Source organism: Streptosporangium sp. NPDC050855 (assembly GCF_044456585.1).
GTDB classification, from domain to species: Bacteria; Actinomycetota; Actinomycetes; order Streptosporangiales; family Streptosporangiaceae; genus Streptosporangium; species Streptosporangium longisporum.
In genome coordinates this window covers 1-3,830 of record NZ_JBITFY010000058.1, presented here as the reverse complement: position 1 = coordinate 3,830, position 3,830 = coordinate 1, and the positions used below count along the sequence as shown (strand labels likewise).

Here is a 3,830-nt window from a genome sequence, read left to right as displayed (position 1 = left end):
TTGCATGTGGACGAGCCGTCGCCGCACGTGGACTGGTCGGCCGGAGCGGTGGAACTGCTGACCCGGGCTCGGGAGTGGCCGGATGAGGGTCGGCCCAGGCGGGCTGCGGTGTCGTCGTTCGGGATCAGCGGCACCAACGCCCACGTCATCCTCGAGCACGAACCGACGACCGAGACACCGGCCGAGCGTGGGGACGTGCCGGTGGTGCCGTGGGTGGTGTCGGCACGTTCGGCCAGGGCGCTGGACGGGTTGGTGGACCGGTTCTCCGGCCTGGTGAATGTCGATCCGGTGGACGTGGGGTGGTCACTGGCCACGGGTCGTTCGCTGTTCGAGCACCGCGCGGTGCTGCTGGGCGGGCAGGTCGTGTCAGGACAGGTGAGCCCGGGCGGGCTGGGGTTCCTGTTCACCGGTCAGGGTTCGCAGCGGGTGGGGATGGGCCGGGAGTTGTACGGGTCCTTCCCGGTGTTCGCCCGTGCTTTCGACGAGGTGACGTCCCTGCTGGATGGGCACCTGCACGTTCCTTCGGTGCGGGAGGTGGTCTTCTCCTCCGAGGACGGGGTGCTCGATCGGACGGTGTTCGCTCAGGCTGGACTGTTCGCGCTCGAGGTGGCCTTGTTCCGGTTGCTGGAGTCGTGGGGTGTGCGGCCCGACATCCTGGTGGGCCACTCCGTAGGAGAGCTGGCGGCGGCTCATGTGGCCGGGGTGATGTCGCTGGAGGATGCGTGCGCGCTGGTGGCGGCACGGGGTCGGTTGATGCAGGAACTCCCTGCCGGTGGGGCGATGATCGCCCTTCAGGCCACCGAGCAGGAGGTGTCGGAGCTTCTCACCGACGGCGTCTCGATCGCCGCCGTCAACGGCCCTCAGGCCGTGGTCGTCTCCGGTGACGAGGAACCCGTCGTCGCCCTGGCGCACACGCTCACCTCCCAGGGACGCAAAAGCCGCCGCCTGCGCGTCAGTCACGCCTTCCACTCGGCCCGCATGGAGCCGATGCTGCGAGAGTTCCACCGCATCGCCGAAGGGCTGACCTTCCAGGCCCCCTCGATCCCGGTCATCTCCAACCTGACCGGCGAGCCGGTGACGGAGTTCTCGGCCGACTACTGGGCCGACCAGGTACGGGGCACGGTGCGCTTCGCCGACGCTTTGACGCATGCGGCCTCCCACGGCATCGGCAGGTTCGTCGAGCTGGGCCCCGACGGGGTGCTGTCGGCCATGGGCCAGGACACCCTGGCCGACACCTCCTTCCTCCCGACGATCCGTAACGGCAGAGCCGAACCCGAGACCGTGCTCACCGCCGTCGCCGGTGCGTTCGTGGCCGGGACGCAGGTCGACTGGGCGGCCTACTTCCAGACCGCAGGTGGTGAGGGGGCACGTCCGGTGGACGTGCCGACGTACGCCTTCGATCGGCAGCGGTACTGGCTGGAACCGACAGGTCAGACGGACCTGTCGGGTGCGGGGTTGTCGTCGGCGGGGCATCCGCTGCTGGGTGCGGTGGTGTCGCTGGCCGAGGGGGACGGCCTGGTGCTCACCGGTCGCCTGTCGACCCAGGTCCAGCCCTGGCTCACCGACCACACCGTCGCCGGTACGACACTGCTCCCCGGTACCGCCTTCGTCGAGCTCGCCGTACGCGCCGGTGACCACGTCGGTTGTGATCGCATCGAGGAACTCACCCTGCACGCCCCGCTCGCGCTCACCTCTTCCACCGGGGTGCAGGTGCAGATCCTCGTCGGTGCCTCGGACGAGGAGGGGCGCCGTCCGGTGAGCGTGCACAGTTCTCCCACCGGAGAGGACGACTGGACGCGCCACGCCGGCGGGGTGCTCGCGACGGCCGGGCCCGCCGTACCGGGGAACGATCTCGTCGTGTGGCCGCCGGAGGGTGCGCGGCCGGTGGACCTGACGGGCTGCTACGAAGCCCTGGCCGAGAAGGGGCTCGACTACGGTCCGGCCTTCCGGGGGTTGCGAGCGGCCTGGCGGAACGGGGACGACGTCTACGCCGAGGTGGCCCTGGCGGAGGGCAGCGAGACCGACGCCGGTCGCTACGGGCTGCATCCCGCGCTCCTCGACGCCGCACTGCACGCCCTTGCGGCGGCGCACGACGGTACCGACACCCAGGTGGCCCTGCCGTTCTCCTGGGAGGGAGTGCGTCTGTACGCCTCCGGGGCCTCCGCGCTGCGCGTACGCCTGTCGCCCGCCGGAGAGAACACGGTGTCGCTCGACGTGGCCGACGGGACGGGAGCCCAGGTCGCCTCGGTGGACGCGCTGGTCATGCGCCCCGTCGACACCACCGCGTTCTCGGCGTCCGGACCCGCCGCGGCCGGGCACGATTCCCTCTACCGGCTCGACTGGCGGCGGATCCCCGCGGGCGACGACGCCACCTGGGACGGGGAGCCGGTCGTGATCGGGACCGAGCCCGGTGACGACCCCCTCGCGGCGACCCGCGTCCTGCTCGGGCAGGCCCTCGACGCCGTCAAGGAATGGCTGGAGGACGGCGGCCCCGATCGGCTCGTCATCGTCACGAGGCGAGCCGTCACGGCCGGTGACGCCGTCACGGCCGCCGATCCCGCTGCCGCCGCCGTGTGGGGACTCATCCGCAGCGCCCAGGCGGAGCATCCGGACCAGATCGTGCTGGTCGACACCGACGTCGACATCAACGTCGACGTCGACGGTCGCGCGGCGCTGGCACGGGCCGTGGCGACCGGTGAGCCGCAGCTCGCCATCCGCGCGGGCGAGATCTACGTGCCCCGCCTCGCCACCGTGGCCCAGAATCCGGGACTTCTTCCCCCGGCCGGTGAAGAGACCTGGCGGCTGACCGTCTCTCCCCGAGGGACCATCGACGACCTGACGCTCACCGCGTACGAGGACGAGGCGCTCGCGGAGGGACAGGTCCGCATCCGGGTACGTGCCGCCGGGCTCAACTTCCGCGACGTGCTGCTCGCGCTGGGGATGTACCCGGACGACGTGCCGCTGGGCGGTGAAGGCGCGGGGGTCGTCACCGAGGTCGGCCCCGGCGTGACCGGATTGGCACCGGGGGACCGCGTCTTCGGTCTGTTCGGCGGAGCCTTCGGCCCGAGCGCGGTCGCCGACCACCGGGTGGTGGCCCGGATCCCGGAGGGCTGGTCGTTCGAGCAGGCGGCGTCGGTTCCGATCGCCTACCTGACCGCCTACTACGGGCTGGTGGAGCTCGCGGGTCTCCGGCGGGACGAGACCGTCCTCGTGCACGCCGCCACCGGTGGGGTGGGTACCGCCGCCGTGCAGCTCGCCCGGCATCTGGGTGCGGAGGTCTTCGCGACCGCGAGCCCCGCCAAGCAGGCCCCCCTGCGCGAGCTGGGACTGGACGACGCGCACATCGCCTCGTCGCGCACGCTCGAGTTCGAGCCGCGGTTCCTGCGGTCCACGGGCGGCAGGGGCGTCGACGTCGTGCTGAACTCCCTCGCCGGGGAGTTCGTGGACGCCTCCCTGCGGCTGCTCTCGCCCGGCGGCCGTTTCATGGAGATGGGCAAGACCGACCTGCGCGACCCCGACGGCGTCGCGGCCGGTTACCGGCCGTTCGACCTGATGCGCGCCGAACCGGAACTGGTCGGGCGGATGCTCGCCTCCGTGCTCGCCCTCTTCGAGGCCGGGGCGCTACGGCTCCCGCCGATCACCACCTGGGACGTACGGCAGGCGCAGGAGGCCTTCCGCTTCGTCAGCCAGGCACGCCACGTCGGCAAGGTCGTGCTGACCCTGCCACGGCCGATCGACCCGGATGGTGCGGTGTTGATCACTGGTGGTACGGGGGTGTTGGGGGGTTTGGTGGCGCGTCATGTGGTGGGGGTGTGGGGGGTTGGTCGGGT

General features: G+C 71.6%; 1 protein-coding gene. It reads left to right on the top strand.

The genetic code is table 11. The features are described from left to right. Positions 1-6: 6 nt before the first annotated feature. Positions 7-3,830, top strand: a 3,824-nt coding sequence (locus ACIBCT_RS40460) for an acyltransferase domain-containing protein (RefSeq protein WP_399197361.1), incomplete at its 3' end; no start/stop codon positions are given.